Origin of the sequence: Streptomyces sp. cf386 (assembly GCF_900103585.1) — a bacterium.
Classification (GTDB): Bacteria; Actinomycetota; Actinomycetes; order Streptomycetales; family Streptomycetaceae; genus Streptomyces.
This window is the reverse complement of sequence record NZ_FNHV01000008.1, coordinates 188,850-212,510: the sequence shown is the minus strand read 5'-3', so window position 1 is coordinate 212,510 and position 23,661 is coordinate 188,850. Positions and strand designations below refer to the sequence as shown.

18 protein-coding genes and 1 pseudogene are annotated in these 23,661 nt (G+C 69.5%); 9 read left to right on the top strand and 10 right to left on the bottom strand.

What is annotated here, in order from left to right; translation table 11 throughout:
• Nucleotides 1-82: 82 nt before the first annotated feature.
• Nucleotides 83-919, bottom strand: coding sequence for an intradiol ring-cleavage dioxygenase (locus tag BLU79_RS22100; RefSeq protein WP_093907575.1), 837 nt, complete (start codon nt 917-919; stop codon nt 83-85).
• 178 nt (nt 920-1,097) lie between these two features.
• On the opposite strand from BLU79_RS22100, the gene BLU79_RS22095 reads away from it, so the two are divergent.
• Nucleotides 1,098-1,571 (top strand): SseB family protein, encoded by a 474-nt coding sequence (locus BLU79_RS22095; protein WP_093907574.1) that lies wholly within the window; start codon nt 1,098-1,100, stop codon nt 1,569-1,571.
• A 17-nt stretch (nt 1,572-1,588) separates the two neighbouring features.
• On the opposite strand, the gene BLU79_RS22090 is transcribed toward BLU79_RS22095, so the two are convergent.
• Nucleotides 1,589-2,323: a TetR/AcrR family transcriptional regulator C-terminal domain-containing protein gene (locus tag BLU79_RS22090; RefSeq protein ID WP_093907573.1), complete on the bottom strand. Its 735-nt coding sequence runs from the start codon at nt 2,321-2,323 to the stop codon at nt 1,589-1,591.
• A gap of 135 nt (nt 2,324-2,458) precedes the next feature.
• Here BLU79_RS22090 and BLU79_RS22085 point away from each other — a divergent pair, with 135 nt between their 5' ends.
• The 3 genes from BLU79_RS22085 to BLU79_RS22075 all read left to right on the top strand — a co-directional run bounded on the left by BLU79_RS22085 (nt 2,459) and on the right by BLU79_RS22075 (nt 6,401).
• Nucleotides 2,459-3,970: an MFS transporter gene (locus tag BLU79_RS22085; protein ID WP_093907572.1), complete on the top strand. Its 1,512-nt coding sequence runs from the start codon at nt 2,459-2,461 to the stop codon at nt 3,968-3,970.
• A 190-nt stretch (nt 3,971-4,160) separates the two neighbouring features.
• Entirely contained in the window at nt 4,161-5,141 is a 981-nt protein-coding gene (locus BLU79_RS22080; protein WP_093907571.1) for a pirin family protein, read from the top strand.
• 165 nt (nt 5,142-5,306) lie between these two features.
• Nucleotides 5,307-6,401, top strand: a complete 1,095-nt coding sequence (locus BLU79_RS22075; RefSeq protein ID WP_177001127.1) for an AI-2E family transporter — start codon at nt 5,307-5,309, stop codon at nt 6,399-6,401.
• On the opposite strand, the gene BLU79_RS22070 is transcribed toward BLU79_RS22075, so the two are convergent.
• Nucleotides 6,344-8,503, bottom strand: a complete 2,160-nt coding sequence (locus tag BLU79_RS22070; protein ID WP_093907570.1) for a SpoIIE family protein phosphatase — start codon at nt 8,501-8,503, stop codon at nt 6,344-6,346. The two genes, BLU79_RS22075 and BLU79_RS22070, sit on opposite strands and share 58 nt — an antisense overlap.
• Nucleotides 8,504-8,704: 201 nt before the next feature.
• On the opposite strand from BLU79_RS22070, the gene aspS reads away from it, so the two are divergent.
• Nucleotides 8,705-10,468 carry an aspartate--tRNA ligase gene (aspS, locus tag BLU79_RS22065; RefSeq protein ID WP_093907569.1) on the top strand — a complete coding sequence of 588 codons (1,764 nt, stop codon included), beginning with the start codon at nt 8,705-8,707 and terminating at the stop codon, nt 10,466-10,468.
• 132 nt (nt 10,469-10,600) lie between these two features.
• Nucleotides 10,601-11,392 (top strand): annotated as a pseudogene (locus BLU79_RS22060) (intradiol ring-cleavage dioxygenase); the annotation flags it as partial.
• A 209-nt stretch (nt 11,393-11,601) separates the two neighbouring features.
• Here BLU79_RS22060 and BLU79_RS22055 read toward each other — a convergent pair.
• The gene (locus BLU79_RS22055) at nt 11,602-14,721 is read right to left on the bottom strand and encodes an FG-GAP repeat domain-containing protein (protein WP_093907567.1); all 3,120 of its coding nucleotides are present in this window, start codon (nt 14,719-14,721) and stop codon (nt 11,602-11,604) included.
• A 68-nt stretch (nt 14,722-14,789) separates the two neighbouring features.
• Nucleotides 14,790-15,506, bottom strand: a complete 717-nt coding sequence (locus BLU79_RS22050) for a nucleotidyl transferase AbiEii/AbiGii toxin family protein (RefSeq protein ID WP_093907566.1) — start codon at nt 15,504-15,506, stop codon at nt 14,790-14,792.
• A gap of 184 nt (nt 15,507-15,690) precedes the next feature.
• Here BLU79_RS22050 and BLU79_RS22045 point away from each other — a divergent pair, with 184 nt between their 5' ends.
• Nucleotides 15,691-15,963 carry a hypothetical protein gene (locus BLU79_RS22045; RefSeq protein ID WP_256333420.1) on the top strand — a complete coding sequence of 91 codons (273 nt, stop codon included), beginning with the start codon at nt 15,691-15,693 and terminating at the stop codon, nt 15,961-15,963.
• Nucleotides 15,964-16,039: 76 nt separating this feature from the next.
• Here BLU79_RS22045 and BLU79_RS22040 read toward each other — a convergent pair whose 3' ends face one another.
• Nucleotides 16,040-16,405, bottom strand: coding sequence for a PH domain-containing protein (locus tag BLU79_RS22040; RefSeq protein WP_093907565.1), 366 nt, complete (start codon nt 16,403-16,405; stop codon nt 16,040-16,042).
• A gap of 95 nt (nt 16,406-16,500) precedes the next feature.
• Nucleotides 16,501-16,977, bottom strand: coding sequence for a hypothetical protein (locus BLU79_RS22035; RefSeq protein WP_093907564.1), 477 nt, complete (start codon nt 16,975-16,977; stop codon nt 16,501-16,503).
• Between the two features lie 236 nt (nt 16,978-17,213).
• On the opposite strand from BLU79_RS22035, the gene BLU79_RS22030 reads away from it, so the two are divergent.
• Nucleotides 17,214-18,554 (top strand): pectate lyase family protein, encoded by a 1,341-nt coding sequence (locus tag BLU79_RS22030; protein WP_093907563.1) that lies wholly within the window; start codon nt 17,214-17,216, stop codon nt 18,552-18,554.
• Between the two features lie 115 nt (nt 18,555-18,669).
• The gene (locus BLU79_RS22025) at nt 18,670-19,017 is read left to right on the top strand and encodes a DoxX family protein (RefSeq protein ID WP_093907562.1); all 348 of its coding nucleotides are present in this window, start codon (nt 18,670-18,672) and stop codon (nt 19,015-19,017) included.
• Nucleotides 19,018-19,035: 18 nt separating this feature from the next.
• On the opposite strand, the gene metG (BLU79_RS22020) is transcribed toward BLU79_RS22025, so the two are convergent.
• The 3 genes from metG (BLU79_RS22020) to BLU79_RS49180 all read right to left on the bottom strand — a co-directional run.
• Nucleotides 19,036-20,610 carry a methionine--tRNA ligase gene (metG, locus tag BLU79_RS22020; protein WP_093907561.1) on the bottom strand — a complete coding sequence of 525 codons (1,575 nt, stop codon included), beginning with the start codon at nt 20,608-20,610 and terminating at the stop codon, nt 19,036-19,038.
• 42 nt (nt 20,611-20,652) lie between these two features.
• Nucleotides 20,653-22,368 carry a methionine--tRNA ligase gene (gene metG, locus BLU79_RS22015; RefSeq protein ID WP_093907560.1) on the bottom strand — a complete coding sequence of 572 codons (1,716 nt, stop codon included), beginning with the start codon at nt 22,366-22,368 and terminating at the stop codon, nt 20,653-20,655.
• Nucleotides 22,369-22,530: 162 nt separating this feature from the next.
• Nucleotides 22,531-23,661: VWA domain-containing protein (locus BLU79_RS49180; RefSeq protein WP_256333419.1), on the bottom strand; the 1,131-nt coding region annotated here is incomplete at its 5' end.

Genomic DNA, 23,661 nt, shown 5'->3' with positions numbered 1-23,661 from the left:
TAGTTCACGTACCAACAAGTAGCTACGATGATGCTACCCGTCAGTAATAAGACGCAACCCCGATCCGGTCATCTGTGACAGGTCACACCGGAACCGTCAGCGTGGCCGTGTATCCCTGCTCGACACTCCCCTCCAGCGTCGCCATCTGCTGGTCGTAGCCGTCGCTGAAGATGTTGTCCGTCTCCAGCGAGAGCCGGCCGAGGTTCTGCACGCTCCGGCTGTAACCGTCCGTGGCGTAGACCGTGTCGCAGACGTCTTTCGGTAGCGCGAGCTGGGAGGTGTTCGTGATGGAGGTCGCCGCCGTGGCGTCGTCAAGGCTGCCGTAGACCTCGAAGTGGATGTGCGGCCAGCGGCCCGTGTAGCAGGCCGGGAAGACGCTCTTGAAGGTGACCTGGCCCTGGTCGTCGGTCTCCTGGACGCCGCGCAGGTAGTTCTCGTCGGTGACGCCCTCGGAGTACAGGGAGTAGTTGCCCTCCCGGTCGCAGTGCCAGAGGTAGACGGCGGCGCCCTCCTTCGGCGTCCCGCAGCCCGAGGAGGCGTCGACGACGGTGAGGGTGATCGTCAGCGGCACGCCGTCGGCGGTGCCGCCAGCCGAGTCGCCGAAGCTCTTGGTGATGTCGCTGCGGACGACACCGCTCTCCTTCAGCACGTTCACGCCGTTCGAGCCGTCGCCCGGGTAGGGCCCGGCGGTCTCGTTCGGGATGGTCGCGCACTCGGCGGACGAGGAGGAGCCGCCGGAGGACGCGGTGGAGGAGGACGAGGCGGACGCCGAGGTGTCGTCGTCCGTGCTGCAGCCCACCAGCGGGACCAGGCTCGCGCCCGCCATCAGCCGGATCATGCGGCGGCGGGCGAGGACGGGAAGGTCGTAGGAGAGACCTCTGTCGTGCTCGTGGTCCTCGTCGTCGTGGTGTCGGTGCATGGCTGTCCCCTTGCCGGTGCGGTGCCCTTTGCGGGCACTTCTGTCGATACGGCAGACGCTAGGAGCGGCGGCTGTGGGAAACCAGCGCGTGGACTGTCGACGTGCTGTCAAGTCGCTGTCGGTTTCCCAGGGCCCCGTACCGACCCGTCTTAGCGCCGCTCTCGGTACGCTTGCGCCCATGTACGGCTACGACCAGAACGTCGGTGCTCAGCAGGGCTACGTCCCGCCGCAGCAGCCCATGTCCGGCGGCGTGGGCGGATACGGCCAGCAGCCACCGCTCTACCCCGAGCCGTCCCCGCCCTCACTCGCGGACGCGGTGCGGGCCTTCACCACCGGGCAGATGTCCGCCGAGGACTTCCAGCAGGTCTTCGCGACGTCGAAGGTCTACTGCCCGCGCGGTGACAACCCCGGCTTCCTCGCCCTGCACAACACCCAGCAGCCGGTGATCCCGATGTTCACCTCGCTGAAGGAGCTGCGGCGGTACGCGGGCAAGGAGTCCAAGTACTTCGTCATCACCGGCTCCGAGGTGATCGACCTGCTGCCGACCGGGTACGGCTTCGTCCTCGACATGGAGGGCGAGCACCGCATGGTCTTCGACGCGAAGGCCGTGGAGCAGATGGTCGAGTTCGCGATGCGGCGGATGTACGGCTAGACCGGCCACCGCACCTGCTACTTCTCCAGCCGCAGCGCCAGTCCGTCGAGGACGATCTCCAGGGCCGCGGCGAATTTTCCGTCCCGCAGGGCCACCGGGTCGGCTGTGACTGTCTCCACCTCTGAGTAGCCCCGGGCCAGATGCTCGTGGTCGGCGACCGCCTGCTGGGCCGCCGGCAGCAGCCGTGCGATGAAGTCGGCCTCCGTCTCGCCGGAGCGGGCGACCGTGATGAGCCAGGCGCCCTCGGTGGTGCTCATCCCGATGACGTACGACAGGACGGCGTCGATCGCCCCGCTGGGGTCCGGGAACCCGGCTGCCGTGAACAGGGCGGCCAGGCGCTCCGAGTACGACATGAGGTTGGGGCCGAGGTAGGCGAGGCCCGCCTGGCCGAGGACCGAGGACAGCCACGGGTGCCGTAGGGCCGTCGTACGGAAGGAGTGCGCGGCCTCTGCGACGGCCGCGCGCCAGTCGGGGCTGTCCGCCGGCGGTACGTGGATCTCGGCGGCGACCTCGTCGACGGCCAGCTCCATCAGCTCGTCCTTGGTGGCGACGTGCCGGTAGAGGGAGGCGGCGCCGGCGTTCAGGCGGGTGGCGAGCTTGCGCATGCTCAGCGCCTCGACGCCCTCGGCGTCCAGCATGACGATCGCCTCGCGCACGATCGTGGCCCGGCTGAGCGCGGGCTGGTCGGCCTCGCGCTGGGGGCGGGCCCAGACGGAGGGGATGGGGCTCTGCTTCGTCGGCTTGGCGGCCATCGGGGCTCCTTCGGGTCCCTGCGTACATCGTTCGCATCGAGCGTACAGGAATCGAGGGTTGCGAACACTGTTCCGATGTGCGTACAGTGTTCGCAACGAAGGAACGGTGTTCACAAACCGGGAGGGGAAGTCGTCATGGGCGTCAAGGGAACGCGTGATCCACGTCGCTGGTGGATCCTGATCGTGCTCTGCCTGAGCACGCTGGTGCTGGTCGTCGACAGCATGGCGCTGACCGTCGCGGTGCCCGTGATGACCGGGGAGATCGGGGCGAGCGCCCAGGAGACCCAGTGGATCCTGGACTCCTACATCCTGGTCTTCGCCGGCCTGCTGCTCACCTCCGGCAGCCTGGGCGACCGGTTCGGACGCCGCAAGGTGATGCTGATCGGGCTCCTGCTCTTCGGGGCGGCCTCACTGGCCGCGACCTGGTGCACGAACCCCGGTGAGGTGATCGCCGTCCGTGTTGCGATGGGTGTCGGCGGGGCCCTGATCATGCCGTCCACCCTCTCGATCCTCATCACCGTCTTCGACGAGGAGGAGCGCGGCAAGGCGATGGCGGCCTGGAGCTCGGTGTCGATGCTCGGCCTGGTCGGCAGCCCCGTGCTGGGCGGTGTCCTGATCGAGCACTTCTCCTGGCAGTCGATCTTCTTCATCAACGTACCGATCGTGGTGCTCGCGATCGTCGCCGGTCTGACGCTGATGCCGGAGTCCAAGGCGCCCTGGCAGAAGGCCGACCCGCTGGGCGCGGTGCTCTCGGCGGCCGGGATGACGGCTCTGGTCTGGTGGATCATCGAGCTCCCGCAGCACGGCGCGCTGGGAGGCCGCTCCACGGTCACGCTGGTGGTGGCGCTCGCCTCCCTGGTCGGCTTCGTGATCTGGGAGAACCTCACCAAGTCCCCGATGGTCCCGCTGGTCCTGTTCAAGCACCGCAACTTCAGCGGGGGTTCGCTCTCCCTGGCCCTGGTCCAGATCGGCAACGGCGGTCTGCTGCTGGTCCTCACCCAGTACCTGCAGTTCGTGCTCGGCTACTCCCCGATCAAGGCGGGGCTCGCCTTCCTGCCGCTGGCGATCACGGCCCTGATCGGCAACGGCGTGGGCGTCAAGCTCGCCGCGAAGTACGGCAACAGGTGGGTGATCCTCGCGGGGATGCTGGTGATGGTGGCCTGCTTCGCCCTGATGAGCACGGTCTCGGCGGACTCGGGCTTCACGGTCCCGGCGGTGGCGCTCGGTCTGCTCGGGCTCGGCGCGGGTCTCGCGATGCCGGCCGCGGTCGGCGCGCTGATGGGCACCATCCCCGAGGACAAGGCGGGCGTCGGCTCGGCCCTGAACGACACCATCCAGCAGGCCGGCACCGCGCTGGGCATCGCGATCCTGGGCTCGCTGCTGTCGAGCGGCTTCGCGGACCGGATGCCGCAGGGCGTGCCGGACGAGGCGAAGCACTCGATCGCCGGGGCGGTCGCCGCTGGTGACGCCGGTCTGATCGCGGCGGCCCGCGAGGCCTTCACCGCCTCGATGTCCACCACCTTCATGGTCAGCGCGATCGGGGTCGCGGTGGCGGCGCTGCTGGCGACGCTGGTGATGCGGGACGACCGGCGGGTGCCGAACGAGGCCGCTGACGCCCCTGAGCAGCAGCACGAACTGGTCGTGTGACCCCGCTGTCCGGCTCTTCCTGACACACTGAGCCGCCGCACAAGCACCGGGTCCTCGTGACGAAGGCCGGCGCCCGTCCAGGGTGTCGGCCTTCGGCCGTGCCCGGAGGGAATGCCTTCCGGGTTTTTCCCGTTAGAGGTGGCAAGAAGTTCAACGCTCAACTAAACTGGCCGCACAAGGAGGTACCGACATGCCTGCAGTGACCGTCGAGAACCCGCTGACGCTGCCCCGCGTCGCCGCACCCGCGGAGGCCGTTGCCCGTCCCGTGCTCGCCGTCACGACCGCGCCGAGCGGTTTCGAGGGTGAGGGCTTCCCGGTGCGCCGGGCGTTCGCCGGGATCAACTACAAGTACCTCGACCCGTTCATCATGATGGACCAGATGGGCGAGGTGGAGTACGCGCCGGGCGAGCCCAAGGGCACCCCCTGGCACCCGCACCGCGGCTTCGAGACCGTCACCTACATCATCGACGGGATCTTCGACCACCAGGACAGCCAGGGCGGCGGTGGCACCATCACCAACGGTGACACCCAGTGGATGACGGCCGGCTCGGGCCTCCTCCACATCGAGGCGCCGCCGGAGTCCCTCGTCATGTCCGGCGGTCTCTTCCACGGCCTGCAGCTGTGGGTGAACCTCCCGGCCAAGGACAAGATGATGGCGCCGCGCTACCAGGACATCCGCGGCGGCAACGTCCAGCTGCTCACCTCCCCCGACGGCGGCGCCCTCCTGCGTGTCATCGCGGGCGAGCTGGACGGCCACCAGGGCCCCGGTATCACGCACACCCCGATCACGATGATCCACGCGACCCTCGCGCCGGGCGCGGAGATCACGCTGCCGTGGCGCGAGGACTTCAACGGCCTCGCGTACGTCCTCGCCGGCCGGGGCGCGGTGGGCGCGGAGCGCCGTCCGATCCAGCTCGGCCAGACCGCGGTGTTCGGCGACGGCGGCTCGCTGACGGTCCGCGCGGACGAGAAGCAGGACTCGCATACGCCGGACCTGGAGGTCGTCCTCCTCGGCGGACAGCCCATCCGTGAGCCCATGGCCCACTACGGTCCCTTCGTGATGAACACGCGGGAAGAACTCCAGCAGGCCTTCGACGACTTCCAGAAGGGCCGACTGGGGACGATCCCCGCGGTGCACGGCATGACCGGGAGCGGGCCGACCGAGGCCTGACCTCCGCCCTACGACAAGGCCCGAAGCCGCACCCTCATGGTGCGGCTTCGGGCCTTTCGTCACCCCTCACCCACCCGGTCCGCCCGTCACCCACCCGCTCCGCCCCTCACCCGCCCGGTCCGCCCGCACACGACAAGCCCGCCGCGCGCATGATCCGCTGGAAGCGTGCCGGCCTCCACCCCCTCCACCCCGCTGCTCCCCGACCCCGTCCGGCGGTTCGCCGCCTGGTGTGTCGTCGTGCTGCTGGTCGCCGGGGTCGTCTACGTCGGGATCCGGCTGGTCGTGGAGTTCCGTACGGCCGTCGTGCCCGTGCTGCTTGCGCTGCTCGGGGCGGCGTTGCTCGGGCCGTTGCACCGGCGGCTGGTGAAGGCCAAGGTCAATCGGTCCCTCGCCGCCGGGCTCACCTGCGTCGCCGTCGTGGCCGTCGTCGGCGGGGCCGTGTACATCGTCGTCGCCGCGATCGTCGAGACCGGCGACCAGATCGTCGCCTCGCTCAAGCAGGCGGGCCAGGATCTCGCCGACCACTTCGGGGCCGCCGGGACCTCGCTGGACGACCTCGCGTCCAACTCCCGGGAACTGCTCACCAAGTTCGGCGGGACGGCCGCCTCCGGTGTCATCAGCGGGGTGAGCGTCGTCGGCGAGACCATCGCCATCGCCGTGCTCGCGCTGCTGCTCGTCTTCTTCTTCCTGCGGGACTCCGACCGGGCCGCCGGTGGCCTGCGGGCCGTCGTGCCGGGGCAGAGCGGGGACGTCGTGGAGGCCATGGCCCGGCGTGCCTTCCAGGCGGTGGAGGGGTTCATGCGGGGGACCACCTTCATCGCCTTCATCGACGCCGTCTGCATCACCGTCGGGCTGCTCGTGCTCGATGTGCCGGGTGCGGTCGGGCTCGGCGCGCTCGTCTTCGTCGGGGCCTACATCCCCTATCTCGGCGCCGTCATCTCGGGGACCGTGGCCGTCCTGGTCGCGCTCGCCGACCGGGGGTTCGTCATCGCGCTGTGGGTGCTGGCCATCGTGCTCGCCGTGCAGATCCTGGAAGGGCATGTGCTGACGCCCATGATCCAGAGTCGGACCGTGCAGATGCACCCGGCCGTCGTCATGGTGACGATCACCGCGGGGGCCTCCGTGGCCGGCATCCTCGGCATGCTGCTCGCCGTACCGCTCACCGCCGCCGCCACCGGCGTCGTCCATGAACTGCGGGAGCTCTACGGAAGCTCGGAGCCCCCCGAACCACCGGCACCGTCCGCGCCGTTGGACTCGTAGAGCTCGAACCACGTGCTCTTGCCCTCGCCCCGCGGATCCACGCCCCACGCCTCGGCGAGCAGCTCGATCAGCACCAACCCCCGCCCGGACGACGCCAGTTCGCCGGGGCTGCGCCTGTGCGGCAGGTCGTCGCTGGTGTCCGTGACCTCGACGCGTAGTCGGCGGCCGCCCGGCTCGCCCCGCACCTCGGCGAGCAGCAGGGCGTCGGCGTCGGTGTGGACGAGGACGTTGGTGAGCGTCTCGGACAGGAGCAGGACCGCCGAGTCGACCTGGTCCTCGGAGGCCCAGTCGTGCAGCAGCTCCCGTAGCTGCTGGCGGGCCACCGCGACCCGCTGCGGCTCGGCCTGTGCGACCGACAGCATGGTGCGCCGGATCGTCGGCGGGGCGACGAGGGTGTCGCCGCAGCCACAGCCGTCCCCCCGCCGGCGCAGCAGCAGGACCGCTATGTCGTCCTCGCGCCGGTCGGCCAGCGGGCCGGTGGTGTGGTGGGAGGACGGGCCGTGGACGGCCTGGACGAGGCCGTCGGCGAGGGCCTCCAGGTCGCCGTCGTGCTCCTCCAGGATCGTGCGGATGCGCTTCCAGCCGGTCTCCAGGTCGTGGCCGCCGGTCTCGATCAGGCCGTCCGTGCAGATCAGCATGGTCTCGCCGGGTTCCAGGGTGATCCGGGTCGTCGGGTAGTCGGCGTCCGGGTCGATGCCCAGCGGGAGACCGCCGGCCGTCGGGCGGGCGATCACCGTGCCGTCGCTCATGCGGATCGCCGGGTCCGGGTGCCCGGCGCGGGCGATGTCCAGCAGTCCGGTCGTGGGGTCGACCTCGACGTACAGGCAGGTCGCGAAGCGCAGCTCGGAGGGGTCCTCGTCGAGGGAGCCGAACGTCATCCCGTGCAGGAAGCGCGAGGCGCGGGAGAGTACGGCGTCGGGGCGGTGGCCCTCGGAGGCGTAGGCGCGCAGGGCGATCCGGAGCTGGCCCATCAGGCCCGCCGCCCGCACGTCATGGCCCTGGACGTCGCCGATGACGAGGGCGAAGCGGCCGCTCGGCAGCGGAATCATGTCGTACCAGTCGCCGCCGACCTGGAGGCCGCCGCCGGTCGGGACATAGCGGGCGGCGACGCTCATGCCCGGTATCTCGGGGCCCAGCTGGGGCAGCATCGAGCGCTGGAGACCGTCCGTCAGCTCCCGAGCGGACTCGGCGGCCTCGGCGCGGGACAGGGCCTGGGCGAGCATGCGCGCCACCGTCGTCAGCACCGACCGCTCGTCGGGCGTGAAGGCGACCGGATAGGTGAACGCAGCCATCCAGGCACCCATCGTGCGACCGGCGACGGTCAGTGGCAGGAACGCCCAGGACTGGCGGTTGAAGTGCGCGGCGAGCGGCCAGGTGACCGGGTAGCGGTCCTTGTACTGGTCGGGTGAGGAGAGGTAGACGGCACGGCCGGTGCGGACGACCTCGGCGGCCGGGTAGTCCGTCTCCAGGGACATGTGTGTGAACGGGCCCTCGTCGCCGGGCTCGTGCCCGTGATGGCCGATGATCGTCAGACGGTCGCCCGTGACGCCGAACACCGCGAGCCCGTCCGGCGAGAACCCAGGCATCGACAGCCCTGCCGCGACCCGCAGCACCTCCGCCGTGGAGCGCGCCTCGGCCAGCGCCCGGCCCGCGTCCAGCAGGAACGCCTCCCGCGAGCGCCGCCAGTCACCGGTGACCGCCGTACGCTCCGCCGACGTCCCCGGCGTCGGTTCGGTGACCTCCTGGAGGGAGCCGGTGACCTCGTACGACCGCTTCTCGCGATCGAAGGAGGCATGGAAGCGGCTGCGGCCCAGCCGGACCACCCGGCCCAGCTCGTCCATGATCCGCACCCGCACCTCGCCGAGCGTGCCCTCGGCGACGGCGAGCTGGATCACTCCGCTGATCTCGTTCCAGTCGACGGGATGCAGCCGGGCGCGCACCTGGGCCTGGCTGAGAGTGGCCCGCTCGGCGGGCAGCCCGAGCAGCCGTGCCGCCTCCGCGTCGACCGTGACCAGTCCCGTGGCGGTGTTCCAGTGCCACAGTCCGGTCGCGAGGGCGGCGAGAACCTCCCCCACGGCGGGCAGGGGCTCACCAGTGCGCATTGCCCCACTCTAAGAAGAGGTGATCGCACACTGCCACCGAAGCTGTACGGGGCATCTGGTCGGGAGGGGGCGGGGGAGGGTCATGGGCGCGCAGTAATGGTGGGGAGCCGATCTTGGGGTCCCCGGTAGGCTTGGGTGAGGTTTCACGGAAAGTTTCACGTGAAACAGGCCCCCCGATCCGCGAAGACTGGATGAACGACGATGCATCGGTACAGGTCCCACACCTGCGGCGAGCTCCGCTCCTCTGACGTCGGCACCGACGTCCGGCTGAGTGGCTGGCTGCACAATCGGCGCGACCTGGGCGGCATCCTCTTCATCGATCTGCGCGATCACTACGGCATCACGCAGCTCGTGGCCCGCCCCGGCACCCCCGCGTACGAGGCCCTGGACAAGCTGTCCAAGGAGTCCACGGTCCGGATCGACGGCAAGGTCGTCTCCCGCGGCGCCGAGAACATCAACTCCGAGCTGCCCACCGGCGAGATCGAGGTCGAGGTCGGCGAGGTCGAGCTGCTCGGCGCCGCCGCCCCGCTGCCGTTCACGATCAACACCGAGGACGGGGTCAACGAGGAGCGGCGCCTGGAGTACCGCTTCCTGGACCTGCGCCGCGAGCGCATGCACCGCAACATCCTGCTGCGTACGTCGGTCATCTCGGCGATCCGGCACAAGATGACGGCGCTGGGCTTCAACGAGATGGCGACGCCGATCCTGTCGGCGACCTCCCCCGAGGGCGCCCGCGACTTCGTCGTCCCGTCCCGTCTGAACCCGGGCAAGTTCTACGCCCTTCCGCAGGCGCCGCAGCAGTTCAAGCAGCTGCTGATGATCTCCGGCTTCGACCGCTACTTCCAGATCGCGCCCTGCTTCCGCGACGAGGACGCGCGTGCGGACCGCTCGCCGGGCGAGTTCTACCAGCTCGACGTCGAGATGAGCTTCGTCGAGCAGGAGGACGTCTTCCAGCCGATCGAGCAGCTCATGACGGAGCTGTTCGAGGAGTTCGGCGGCGGCCGTCACGTCACCTCCCCCTTCCCCCGGATCCCGTTCCGCGAGGCGATGCTGAAGTACGGCTCCGACAAGCCGGACCTGCGCGCCCAGCTGGAACTCGTCGACATCACCGACGTGTTCGAGGGCTCGGAGTTCAAGGCCTTCGCCGGCAAGCACGTGCGCGCGCTGGCCGTGCCGGACGTCTCCGCCCAGCCCCGCAAGTTCTTCGACCAGCTCGGTGACTTCGCGGTCTCGCAGGGCGCCAAGGGCCTGGCCTGGGTGCGTGTGGCCGAGGACGGCTCGCTGTCCGGCCCGATCGCCAAGTTCCTCACCGAGGAGAACGTCGCCGAGCTGACCAAGCGCCTGTCGCTGGCCGCCGGTCACGCCGTGTTCTTCGGCGCGGGCGAGTTCGACGAGGTCTCGAAGATCATGGGCGCGGTGCGGGTCGAGGCCGCCAAGCGTGCCGGGCACTTCGAGGAGGGCGTCTTCCGGTTCTGCTGGATCGTCGACTTCCCGATGTACGAGAAGGACGAGGACACCGGCGCGATCGACTTCTCGCACAACCCGTTCTCCATGCCGCAGGGCGGTCTTGAGGCCCTGCAGACCCAGGACCCGCTGGACATCCTGGGCTGGCAGTACGACATCGTCTGCAACGGCGTCGAGCTGTCCTCCGGCGCGATCCGGAACCACGAGCCGGAGATCATGCTGAAGGCCTTCGAGATCGCGGGCTACGACCGCGAGACCGTCGAGGAGAAGTTCGCCGGCATGCTGCGCGCGTTCCGCTTCGGCGCCCCGCCGCACGGCGGCATCGCGCCCGGCGTCGACCGCATCGTCATGCTGCTCGCGGACGAGCCGAACATCCGCGAGACCATCGCCTTCCCGCTCAACGGCAACGCCCAGGACCTGATGATGGGCGCGCCGACGGAGCTGGAGGAGGCGCGGCTGAAGGAGCTGCACCTGTCGGTGCGCAAGCCGCAGCCGAAGTAGGCGGCGGAGCCGCAGCCGAGGTAAGCGGCTCGAAGTAGACGGCTGAGAAAGGGCCCGGAACCGATCACGGTTCCGGGCCCTTTCAGCTAGTCCGGAGCGAAGGGCGCGACCCCGAAGGCATCGGCGACCTCCACGGGTGCCGAGGCGTGCTACAAGCTCACCTCGGAGACCACCGAGGGCCCCTACTACATCGACGCGGACAAGCTCCGCCAGGACATCACCGAGGACAAGGAGGGCATCCCGCTCACCCTCCGCATCAAGGTGATCGACTCCGAGACCTGCAAGCCGGTCTCCAACGCGGCCGTGGACATCTGGCACTGCGACGCGCTGGGCCTGTACTCGGGCTACGAGAGCTTCTCGGGCGGCGGGGGCGGCACCCCGCCCACGGACGCCCCCTCGGGCACCCCCACCGATGTGCCGTCCGGCACCCCGACCGGTGAGCCGCCGTCGGGTGGCGGTGGCGGCGGGCACGAGGAGCCCACCAGCGACACCCGCTATCTGCGCGGCACCTGGCGGACGGACCGCAAGGGCTTCGTCACCTTCAAGACCATCTTCCCGGGCTGGTACCAGGGCCGCTGCGTCCACATCCACACCAAGGTGCATGTGAGCGGCGAGTGGACGGACGCCGGGTACGAGGGCGGCACCACCTGCCACACCGGCCAGTTCTTCTTCGACGAGGAGACGGTGCTGCTCTCCGCCGAGGTGGAGCCGTACTCGACGTCCACGACCGAGCGCACGACGCTGGACGAGGACACGATCTACGACCAGAGCGGGACGACCGGCGGTCTGCTGAAGCTCAAGTACAAGAAGAACGACATCGCCAAGGGCGTCCTCGCGACCATCACGGTCGGCGTCGACCCGGAGGCGACGAACACCGGCACGGACGACTCGGTCCAGCCGGGGGCTTCGGCTTCGGCGAGCTGACGGACGTAGGGACGTAGGGACACGCGGGGCGGATGTGTGTGGGTCACATCCGCCCCGCGTTCATGTGGATGGGCATCTACGTAGCCTGATTACCCCGGACGGTTCGCGATGGCCCTCACCGGGTACGCCATCACTTTCTGGTTGCCGAGCCGGGTCGACGACATCGGCGGGCTGTCGCCTTAATGGGGTGGGTGACTTCAACTCACCGTCTAAGCAAGGGACTTGTAGCCACTCCACCCGCTCGCGATCTTCACCCGCGAGCCGAACGACCCCTTCCCGTCCCCGCTGTTGCGCCACGCGTTGCCGCTGGTGTCGCGGGAGACGAGGTCCGGGCGGCCGTCGTCGGTGATGTCGCCGATGCCGACGACGGCGTTGTACGAGCCGCCCCAGTTGGTGAACAGCTTCGTGCGGGCGGCGAAGGTGCCGTCGCCCTTGCCGTTGTAGCGCCAGAGGGTGTTCGCGGTGTCCTGGGCGAGGAGGTCGGGGCGGCCGTCGCCGGTGATGTCGCCGACGCCGACGATCTTCTTGTAGCCCTTCCAGTTGTCGTAGAGCTTCACGCGGGCGGCGAGCTTGCCGTCGCTGGTGCCCTTGTAGAGGTAGACCGTGCCGGTGGAGGAGTTGCGCGCGATCAGGTCCGGGCGGCCGTCGCCGCTCACGTCGCCGGGCGAGGTGAGCGCGTTGTACTGCGTCCAGCCGCTGGTCGCGAGCGTGGTGTACGACGTCGACGGCTTGACCGCCGCGCCGCAGCCCGGCTTGTACAGGCGCAGGGCGCCGCTGCTGTAGCGCACCAGGACGTCGTTGCAGCGGTCTCCGCTCAGGTCGCCGAAGGGGATGGCCGTGATGCTCGTCGGCCAGCCGGTGCCCGTGTACTTGTCGCCGAACTTGCCCGTCCCGGTGCCGGAGTGCCAGGTCAGGCCGCCGGAGGAGTTGAGAGTGAGCAGGTCGCCGCGCCCGTCGGGGCCGTCGGCGTTGACGAAGTCGTGCCGGACCGCCGCTCCGCGCTGGAGGAAGACCTTGCCGCTGGTGACCGTGTTCGCCGCGGCGATGCCGAGACCGGTCGCCTTCAGGGTCCAGGTGAGGTGGCCGTTGGGGAAGTAACCCCCGCTCGCCGTCCTGCCGTTCCAGTTCACGCTCACCCGGTCCGGGGTCGTGCCGCCGGTGAGCGTGCGGGTGACCTTGCCGTTCGCGCCGTCCTGGACCGAGGTGAAGGTGAGCGACCAGGAAGTGACCGGGCGGGACAGCACCCACTGGCCCTCGAAGGGCATGCCCGTGTCCACGTAGCTGCCGACCGACGTCTCGAAGGCCGTCACGGCGGACGGGGCGATGCCCGTGGTGGTGACGTGCGTGCGCTCGTAGTCGTCGAACCAGGCGACCAGACCGGTGTACTCGTCGACCGTCCAGCGGTAACGGCGGTCCACGGTCAGGCCCTTGTCGGCCAGGCCGGAGGCGATGGTGCGGGTGGTGCCGGTGGCCGCCTCGGTGAGGACCAGGGTGGAGGTGGTGTGGTCGTGGCGGACGGTGAAGCCGTCGCCGAGGAGCACGTCACCGGGGGTGACCGCGGTCGACGTACCCGCCTTCGTGTCGTACACGCCCGCCGAGTCCGTCCCGCATGCCCAGTACACCCAGCGGCCCGCCGCCTGGAGTTCGCTCGGCGAGCAGGCCAGGCCCGGGACGGTCACCGTGGCGAGCGTCCTCGCCAGCGGGATGCTGTACGAGGTGAGCTTGCCGACGGTGGTGGTGGCGCTCCAGAGGGTGGAGCCGTTCAGGGCCGCGGCGCGCACGGACCGCTTCAGCTTCTCGCCCTGGCCGAACTCGCCGACGTACTGCACCGGGCTGGTGCCGCCGGAGTTGAAGACGGCGTAGTCGTCGGAGACGTCGACGATACGGCCGCCCTGACCGCCGAAGTCCAGGTAGTGGCCGCCGATTTCCTTCAGCCGGTCGTCGCCGATGCCCTCGCCCTCGTCGGTGCCGCCGTTCGCGTCGAGGTAGACGTCCTCGGCGTCGATGTTCCCCCACAGGGCCGAGCACGTGGTGCCCTCGTACGGGCAGAGTGCGGCGTAGATCGAGCCGCTCGCCGTGGCCTCGGACGCGGTCAGCGTGGCGGAGCCGTCGGTGGTCAGGGTGCGCACCGACGTGGTGTCCGCGGTCGCGTTCGGGTCGTCCTCGGCGACGCGCAGGCTGCCGCGGCTGAGCGCGATGCCCGTCTTGGCGTTCTCCACCGCCGGGGCCTGCTGGACCTTCTCGACCTTCAGCGTGCCGTCCTCGGCCTGGCTCACCCGCTGCACCCACCAGTCGGTGGCGTCGGTGCCGCCCGTGACCAGCGCGCTTGAGTCACCGCTCGCCAGCGTGTACTCGCCGGCACTGGACAGCAGGGTCTGCTGCACCGAGGGGTCGTCGACGTCGACCGCGAGCAGCTTGGAGCCGAGCGAGCTGGAGGACAGCGGCAGCAGCAGCCAGTCGCCGACCAGGACCGGGTCGCCGTCGAGCGCGCCCGGGTGCGTGGGCAGCGTGACGACCTGCTCGGCGGCGGTGAGGTCGGTGCGGGACTTCAGGTGCAGCTCGGCGGTGCCTTCCTGGTACCAGCCGATGCGGTCCTCGCTCATCACGTAGTGCGAGGCGTAGGTGGCGTCGGCGAACACGTTGGTGTTCACGGCCGAGGCGACGTCGATGTAGCCGATCCTGCCGGTGTCGACCGACCAGAGTACGCCCGAGGAGTCCGCGGCGAGGACGTCGTCGCTCCCCACGGCCGTCGGATCACCGGTCACCTTGCGGGCCTGCCACTCGCCGTCGACCTTGTCGATCAGGGAGTAGGTGGTGACGACCGTGTCCCCGGCCAGGGCCCGGTAGTAGCCGTGCGTGGTGGAGCCGGGCCAGCTCAGGTTCCTGGCCGTGCCTGTGGCCGGGTCCCAGAGGGCGACGGTCGAGGACGTCACCGACGACGACGGCAGGGCGACCAGGTCGCCGTCCGACCCGTACCAGGCCGGACGGCACTCGGAGTCGATGTAGTAGCAGGTCGAGGACGGGGCGTAGACGCTCCCGTCGGCCTTCTCGACGGTGACCGTCTTTCCGGTCGCGTAGTCGGTCCACAGCATTCCGGTCCTGCCGGTCTGCCGGTGCAGGAATCCGGTGTCTCCCCCGACGTACGCGCGGTCGGTTCGCGGTGTGGTGGTGCTGGGGTCGACCAGCGTGATCGCGGTGGTCGAGGCTTCGGCCGCTTCCGCGGAGCCGCCGCTCTCCGACAGGACGACGACGGACGTGGTCGCGACGGCGACCGCGAGCGAGGAGACGACGGCGGCCAGACCGCCCCGTCTCAGGGCGTGTCTGCCCACGTGATGTTCCCTCCCCAACGAGGGCCCCCGCCCTCGCACAAGTGGCCGGATCCTATCTCAGGGCACTGTCAGTCGTCCGCCGGCGGCTCGAACGCCTGCTCCTCAAGCAGCCGTTCGGCGATGTCGTCGGCCCAGGCGCGGACCCACCGCCGGACGAGCGGGACGGACTCCTCGGCGAGGCCGTGAGCGACGAGCTCCCGGTCGTCCAGCAGCTCGGTCGCCTCCAGCCGGGACTGGAGGTCCGCCGGGTCGAACTCGTCCCAGGTGTGGCGGCGGCCCAGTTCCTCCAGGTCGGGGAAGCTCCAGTGGGCCGCGGCGGTGTGGACGTCGATCAGGTCGCGGACGGCGCCCCGGTCGGTGAGGGCGCGGACCTTCGTGCCGATGAGGTCGTCGAGGGAGAGGGCCGGGCCCAGGTCGGTGGTGACCGGCGGGCGCCAGAAGGCCTCCTTGAGGAGGTCGACCGTACGCTCCTCACCCGTGCCGGGGTCCGTGACGAGCAGGCGGGCGGAGAGCGGGTCGGTCTCCAAGGGGCGTACCTGCCAGCCGCGTTCGGCCAGGCCGGATCGGACCGTGGCCGCCATCTCGCCCATGGGCTCGGGGCTTTCGGTCGCCACTTCCAGCGGCCCTTCCGACGGCCCTTCCACCTGTCTCTCCGCCGCCTCCCGCCCTGCCCGCGAGGTCAGGCCATGCGCCCGCACCGCGACGTCGCCCGCCAGAACCAGCGGGTAGGGGGCACCGACGGTGAGGACGTCGGGCAGGAGGGCGCGGTGCGGGGGCGGCTGCATGGTGGCCCGATTATCGCGTTCGCCACCGGACCGGCTTGCCGCTGACATGCCGCCGCACAGGTGCTCGTCTCGGGGAGCGGTCAACCCGGCACCGGATGGAGCGGTCAACCCGGCACCGAGTGGCGGATCGTTGCTTCATCCACGCGCGGGTGACGGAGGGCGAGTTCGCGGGAGGAAAGCCGTAATGATCGCTCTGTCCAACCGGACGATTCACTTCCTTTCTGACAAGGAGATGTTCGCCATGCGGCGCACCGCCACCGTCCTGCTCGGAACCCTCGCCCTCGCCGGCGCCATGGCCCCGGCCGCCAACGCGATTCCGGACCCGGTCGCGACCGTCACGTGCATCGCCGAGACCCCGGCCGGTGTCACGGAGCTCGTCGACCCCGCCGCACTCCTCGACCCGGCCGCCCTGGTGGACCCGGCCGGCGCCCCGGGCGTCAGCTGCCTGGCCCCCTGAGCGGGACGTTCGCTCGTAGAACGACGTGTGCGGCCGCCCTCCCCGACAGGAGGGCGGCCGCACACGTGTGAACGGGCTACTTCGCCACGAACTGCGTCAGGATCGCCTGCACCTCGTAGATGTCGACGCCCTTGGTGAACGTCTTCTGGACCGGGGTCGCCGAACCCGAGAGCCAGATCTTCAGCTCGGCGTCCAGGTCGAAGGTGCCGGCGGTCTCCACCGCGAAGTGCGTGATGCTGCGGTAGGGGATGGAGTGGTACTCCACCTTCTTGCCGGTGATGCCCTGCTTGTCGACCAGGATCAGACGGCGGTCGGTGAACAGGATGGTGTCGCGTATCAGCAGGTACGCGGCGTGCACCTGCTCACCGTGGCCCAGCAGACGGGCGTAGTCCTGCTGTGCCTGCCCCTGGTCGATGGTGTGCGCGTTCCCGAACAGTGCCATGAATGGATCCCCCCACTTAATGGCGTCTCAAAAGCTTGCGTGATCTTCGCAATGTATAGCGCCTCGGGGGTGTTCCGGCATAGGGGCGTAAACGATCAGGTGTCGTACGTACCGTCCCAGGGCGCCCCGAACCCCAGGAGGTCGGGGTACAACTCCGCCCACGGCTCGCCCTCGTCCTCTCCCGTCAGCAGGCCGAACAGCACGCCGTCCACGGTGAGTTGGAAGGGACGTATCGCGATGTCCGTGTACGTCCGCCGGGGGAGGCTGCGCAGCATCGTCGCCAGGTGGGCGCGGGCGCGGGCGAGAACGGACTCCGGTCCGTGCGGGGCGCGCTGCTGCTCGGCCCAGGTGCCGGCACACCAGATCTCCGAGTCGCGGTACCTGCCGTCGGCGTCGAAGGTGTGCAGCACCGAATAGAGGCGTTTGTGGTCCTCCCAGCCGGTGTCGAGCTCGAACCCTTTGGGGAAGGCGTACGTGACCGATCCGATGAACTGCCCGTCCGCGTACTGGCCGATCGCCTCGGTACGGCCGTGCGGCTCGTAGGCGATCGGGATGACCTCTGGGACTGCCATGGCGGAAACCTTACGGTCGTCGCGGGGGGCATGGTGGGGGTGGGGTGCGATCGTTGCCAAGCGGAAGGGCAACATCCGCGTGATGTCCCCGAGTTGACCACGGCTCGGCCAAAAGATTCACGGCAACCTTTCAGATCTTCGCGACCACACAGGGATCGGAAGCCCGCTCACGCGGGCCCGCTCGCGGGTCGGTTCGCCGGCGCGCGGGCCTCACCGAAGCACCTAAGGACTCATTCGTGGCATCCCCTTCTCACCGCCGTTCGCTTCGCACGCGCCGCACCGTCGTCGTCACCGCCGCCGTCGCGGTCGCCGGAATCGGTGCCGGTGTCTTCGTGATGAACGCGAACGCCGGCGCGGTCGACCTGTACCACCAGGCGCTGCCCGTCAAGGACGGCTGGGCGGCCGCAGGATCCGGTACGACGGGCGGCTCGAAGGCCGACTCCGCGCACACGTACACCGTGAGCACCCGCGCCCAGCTCGTGAAGGCACTGGGGTCCGTCTCCGACACCACACCCCGGATCATCAGGATCAAGGGCACCATCGACGCCAACACCAGCGACGCCGGCAAGAAGCTGAGCTGCGCCGACTACGCCTCCGGCACCGGCTACTCGCTCTCCGCCTACCTCAAGGCGTTCGACCCGGCGACGTACGGCAACAAGGCGCCGTCCGGTGCCCAGGAGAGCGCCCGCAAGGCCGCGGCGGACAAGCAGAAGAAGAACATCGTCTTCCGGGTGCCGGCCAACACCACCCTCGTCGGCGTCCCGGGGACCAACGCGGGCATCAAGGGCGGCAGCCTTCAGGTGCAGAACGTCAAGAACGTCATCGTCCGCAACCTCACCTTCGCCGACACCCAGGACTGCTTCCCGCAGTGGGACCCGACCGACGGCTCGTCCGGTGAGTGGAACTCGAACTACGACTCCGTGACCCTGCGCGGCGCGACCAACGTCTGGGCGGACCACAACACGTTCACCGACGCGCCGACCTTCGACAAGTCCGAGGCGTCCTACTTCGGCCGCAAGTACCAGGTCCACGACGGCGCCCTCGATATCACCAACGGCTCCGACCTGGTCACCGTCGAGCGCAACGTATTCACCAACCACGACAAGACGATGCTGATCGGCAGCAGCGACACCGACAGCACCGGCAAGCTGCGGGTCACGATCCACCACAACGTGTGGAAGGGGATCGTGCAGCGGGCGCCCCTCGCCCGCATCGGCCAGATCCACCTCTACAACAACCTCTACGACACGACCACCCTCAACGGCTACGCCCCGAAGTACAGCATCGACTCCCGCGCCAAGGCCCAGGTCGTCGCCGAGCACAACGCCTGGAAGCTGCCGTCCGGCGCCAAGCCCGCGGGGCTGCTCAGCGGCGACGGCACCGGCTCCGTCGCCGGCAGCGGCAACCTCGTCAACGGCACGGCGACCGACATCGTGGCCGCGTACAACGCCGCGCACTCGAAGAAGATCAAGACGACGGTGAACTGGAAGCCGGCACTGACGGCGGGCCTGCAGACCTCGGCGAAGAACCTGGTGACGGAGCTGGCGGGCACGACCGGCGCCGGGGTGCTGTCCTGACACCCGGGTGACGTACGGCTGAGGAACTTCCCCCGGATCCCCCGGATCGCTGTCACACTTCCGCGGCGCCCGGCGTCAGTGCGATACCTACTGCTTCTGACCAGGGGAGTTCCTCATGCAGACCGCCTACGTCGTCGTCACCCTCGTCGCCGCCCTCATGGCCGGATTCTCCGGCGCCGTCCTGCTCCTGCGCGCCCAGTGGATCGTTCAGGCGCTCACCGACTACGGAGTACCCCGGTCGTGGTGGACCTGGCTCGGGCTGGCCAAGGCCGCAGGAGCCGTGGGTCTGGTGGCCGGGCTGTTCGTGCCGGCGATCGGGGTGCTGGCCGGGGCCGGGCTGGTGCTGTACTTCCTCGGGGCCGCCGTGACCGTGGCGCGGGCCCGGTGGTACTCGCACATTCCGTTCCCGTTGGTGTACGCCGCTCCGGTCGTCGGTGCCCTGGCGCTGGCGTACGCGAGCTGACCGGTGCAGGGGGCTTCCCTACACCGTCGGCTTCTCCTCCAGGCGCGGGAAGAGCACCGCGCCCTTGGTGACCGTCGTACCGGCCGGAAGCCTCCCCCAGTCGGCCGTCTCCTGGATCCTCTGGTCCGGGAGGCGGCCCAGGGAGGCCTCCGCGCCCAGGGAGCCCCAGAGCTGCTGGGAGGTCTCCGGCATGATCGGGGCGAGGAGGACGGTGATGGCCCGGAGGGACTCCGCCGCTGTGTAGAGGATGGTGGCGAGGCGGGCCTCGGCCTCGGGTGAATCCTCCTTGGCGACCTTCCACGGCTCCTGCTCCGTGAGGTAGCCGTTGACCTGCTTGACGAAGTCGAAGACGGCCAGGATGCCGCCCTGGAAGTCCAGCTCGTCGCCGATCCGGCGGTCCGCCTCCGCGACGGTCCTGGCGAGGCCTTCCCGGACGGCCCGCTCGGCCTCGCCCGCCGCGGTCGCCTCCGGCAGTGTGCCGCCGCAGTACCTGCCGATCATCACGGTGACGCGGGAGGCGAGGTTGCCGTAGTCGTTCGCCAGCTCGCTGGTGTAGCGGGCGGTGAAGTCCTCCCAGGAGAACGAGCCGTCCTGGCCGAAGGCGATCGCGCGCAGGAAGTACCAGCGGTACGCGTCCACGCCGAAGTGCGCGGTCAGGTCCTGCGGCCTGATGCCGGTCAGGTTGGACTTCGACATCTTCTCGCCGCCGACCATCAGCCAGCCGTTGGCGGCGATCCTTCCCGGCAGTGGCAGGCCGTTCGCCATCAGCATCGCCGGCCAGATGATCGCGTGGAAGCGCAGGATGTCCTTGCCGACGAGGTGGACGTCGGCCGGGAAGGTCGACTCGAACTTCTCCGGGTTCTCGTTGTAGCCGACGGCCGTGGCGTAGTTGAGGAGGGCGTCCGCCCAGACGTAGATGACGTGGTCGTCGTCCCAGGGGATCTTGACGCCCCAGTCGAACGTCGAGCGGGAGACGGAGAGGTCCTGAAGGCCGCCGCGGACGAAGTTGACCACCTCGTTGCGGGCCGACTCCGGCTGGACGAAGCGCGGGTTGGCCTCGTAGTGGGCGAGGAGGCGCTCACCGTACTCGCTCAGCTTGAAGAAGTAGTTCTCCTCCTTGAGGAGGTCCACCGGGCGCTTGTGGATCGCGCACAGGAGGGTGCCGTCCGCCGCCTCGATCAGCTCGCCGGGGAGCTTGTACTCCTCGCAGGCGACGCAGTACGGGCCCTCGTAACTCCCTTTGCGGATCCGGCCGTTGTCGTACAGATCCTGGAAGAACTCCCGCACCCGGTCCGTGTGCCGCTGCTGCGTCGTACGGATGAAGTCGTCGTGGGAGATGCCGAGGTGCTGCCAGAGCGGCTTCCAGGACTCCTCGGCCAGCCGGTCGGCCCAGACCTGCGGCGGCACGCCGTTCGCCTCGGCCGTCCGCAGGATCTTCTCGCCATGCTCGTCGGTCCCGGTGAGGAACCAGACGTCCTCGCCCCTCTGCCGGTGCCAGCGGGCGAGGACATCGGCCGCCACCGTGGTGTAGGCGTGGCCGAGGTGCGGGGCGTCGTTGACGTAGTAGATGGGGGTCGTGACGTAGTACGTCATGACCCCCACTCCATCACACTCCTGTGACGGCCCTCACCTGCGTTACGCCGCCTCGCCGCCGAAGCGCTCCTTGTACGTCTCCAGGTCCTCGTCCGTGAGCTTGGCGAAGAGGACCGGCGGGACGGTGAAGGGGGTGCCGGCGGGGACGGCGGTCAGGGACTTCGCCTCGTCCGGGCTCACCCAGGTCGCGGTGTCGGCCTTCAGGGCGAAGGCCTCGCGCATCGTCTTCGCCGTCGACGGGATGAACGGTTCCGAGACCACCGCGTAGAGGTGGATCAGGTTCATCGCGGTACGGAGGGTGAGCGCGGCGCCGTCCTTGTCGGTCTTGATCTCCAGCCAGGGGGCCTTCTCCTCCAGGTAGGAGTTGCCCGCCGACCAGAGCGCACGCAGGGCCGCGGCGGCCTTGCGGAACTGGAGGGCCTCCATGTGCTCCTCGTACTCGGCGAGGAGGCGGGCGATCTCCTCGCCCAGCTTCGCCTCCGCCTCGCCGGGCTCGCCGCCCGCGGGGACGTCGTCACCGAAGCGCTTCCTGGAGAAGGACAGGACGCGGTTGACGAAGTTGCCGAGGGTGTCGGCGAGGTCCTTGTTCACCGTGGCCGTGAAGTGCTCCCAGGTGAAGGACGAGTCGTCCGACTCCGGGGCGTTGGCGATCAGGAAGTAGCGCCAGTAGTCGGCGGGGAGGATCTCCAGGGCCTGGTCGGTGAAGACGCCGCGCTTCTGGGAGGTGGAGAACTTTCCGCCGTAGTACGTCAGCCAGTTGAAGGCCTTGACGAAGTCGACCTTCTTCCACGGCTCGCGGATGCCGAGCTCGGTGGCCGGGAACATCACCGTGTGGAAGGGGACGTTGTCCTTCGCCATGAACTCGGTGTAGCGGACGTCGTTGTCGACGTCGTACCACCACGACTTCCAGTCACGCGTCGACGGGTCGAGGTCCGACCACTCCTTCGTCGCGCCGATGTACTCGATCGGGGCGTCGAACCAGACGTAGAAGACCTTGCCCTCCGCCGCCAGCTCCGGCCAGGTGTCCGCCGGGACCGGGACGCCCCAGTCCAGGTCACGGGTGATCGCGCGGTCGTGCAGGCCCTCGGTCAGCCACTTGTGGGCGATCGAGGAGGCCAGGTGCGGCCAGACGCCGTCGTGGCGGGCGACCCACTCCATGACCTCGCTCTGCAGCTTGGACTGGAGGAGGAAGAGGTGCTTGGTCTCGCGGACCTCCAGGTCCGTGGAGCCGGAGATCGCGGAGCGGGGGTCGATCAGGTCGGTGGGGTCCAGTACGCGGGTGCAGTTCTCGCACTGGTCGCCGCGGGCCTTGTCGTAGCCGCAGTGGGGGCAGGTGCCCTCGACGTAGCGGTCCGGGAGGAAGCGGCCGTCGGTGGGGCTGTACACCTGGCGGATGGCGCGCTCTTCGATGAAGCCGTTCTCGTGCAGCTTGCGGGCGAAGTGCTGGGTGATCTCGACGTTCTGCGGGGAGGAACTCCGGCCGAAGTAGTCGAAGGCCAGCGCAAAGCCGTCGTACACCGCCTTCTGCGCGTCGTGCGCCTGGGCGCAGAAGTCCGCCACCGGGAGGCCCTGCTCCTTCGCGGCCAGCTCGGCCGGGGTGCCGTGCTCGTCCGTGGCGCAGATGTAGAGGACGTCGTGGCCGCGCTGGCGGAGGTACCGGGAGTACACGTCCGCCGGGAGCATGGACCCCACCATGTTGCCCAGGTGCTTGATTCCGTTGATGTACGGAAGGGCGCTGGTGATGAGGTGTCGAGCCATCGCGGGGTTGCTCCCAGGTCGGGTCGGTCCGGTTGGTTTTCTTGGTGCTTTGCGAACCTTGAAATCGTAGCCGACATGGGTGGGCCGCCCGCTTCCCGTTTTGAGGGGTGGGAAGGGGCGGCCCGGGTGTGATCTTCGTGGGGTGGTGCGGGGCTTTCGGGGTTACGGGCGCCAGGCCGCCAGGATGCCCTCGTAGATCTCCGCGTCCGTGAGCTCCTTCGGGGACTCGCCGGCCAGGAAGTGGGACGTGTTGGCCAGCTTCAGCTTGCGGAGGTAGTCGAAGGCCTTGTTCTCCGGGTCACCGAAGGCGACGAAGGAGAAGAAGACGTTGGGGTGCTTCTTCGCCGCGTCGGTCAGGGCCTGGGTGGCGGGGGTCTTCGCGTCCGGTGCGCCGTCGGTCTGGAAGACGACCAGGGCGGGGGTGCCGGGGGCTTCCTTGCCGTGGTGTGCGAGGACGTCCTCCACGGCGGCGTGGTAGCTGGTACGGCCCATGCGGCCGAGGCCCGCGTGCAGGTCGTCGATCTTGTTCTCGTGGTCGGGGAGGGTGAGCTCGCCGGTGCCGTCGACCTCCGTGGAGAAGAAGGTGACGTGGACCTTGGTGTTCTCGGGGTCCAGGTGGGTGGCGAGGGCGAGGGTCTGCTCGGCGAGGGCCTGGGCGGAGCCGTCCTTGTAGTACGGGCGCATGCTCGCGGAGCGGTCGAGGACGAGGTAGATCTTGGCGTGGGTGGTGGTGAGGTTGTGCTGGGTGAGGACGGTTCGGGCGGCCTTGTAGGCGGTGAGGAGGCCCGCGGGGAGGTTGGGGGTGGGGGTGTCCTCGGCTTCGCCTTCGGGCTCCGTGTTCCCACCCGCACCACCCGTGCCGGTTTCGTCGTCGGCTGCGAGGGGCCCCTGCGGGGCTTCCTCGCCGTCGGCGGCTGCGGGCTCGTCGTGCTGCTCGGGGGCGGTCTCCTCGACGACCGGCTCCGGCTCGGGCTCTGCGGCAACCGAAGTCTCCGCAGCCGGCTCTTCTACGACGGGCTCCTCGGCGACCGGCGTCTCCGCGACGGGTTCCTCAGCAGCCGGCTCCTCGGAAACCGGCGTCTCCGCAACCGGCTCCTCCACCACAGGCTCCTCAGGAGCTGGCGTCTCCGCGACGGGCTCCTCAGCAACCGGAGTCTCCGCAGCTGGCTCCTCGACAACGGGCTCCTCGGCGACCGGCGTCTCAGCGACGGGCTCCTCTGCAGCCGGCTCCTCGGAAACCGACGTCTCCGCAACCGGCTCCTCCACCACAGGCTCCTCAGGAGCTGGCGTCTC